Annotated in this window: 1 protein-coding gene; it reads right to left on the bottom strand. The window is 73.6% G+C overall.

Annotation, left to right across the window (positions count from 1 at the left end):
- Window positions 1–258 (bottom strand): SAM-dependent methyltransferase (locus AC0IYH_RS32455; protein ID WP_471838457.1); only part of this gene is annotated, 258 nt, incomplete at both ends.

Here is a 258-nt window from a genome sequence, read left to right on the forward strand (position 1 = left end):
AGTCGAGATCGAGCGGCTCGCCAGCCCTGGCATGCGCGGTGACCAGCGTCAGCGACCGTGCCAGCCCGCGCAACGTCAGCGACAGCGCACCCGAGGCGGCGGCGGCGCTGGCGGCGGTGATGCCGGGGCAGACGTGGACGCGGATACCATGCACGCCGCACGCCGCGATCTCTTCGGTCGAGCGGCCGAACACCGACGGATCGCCGCCCTTCAGCCGCACGACGCGCTTCCCGGCGAGCGCGGCGGCGACGATCAGGT

Source organism: Pseudomonas sp. AC463 (genome assembly GCF_979253585.1).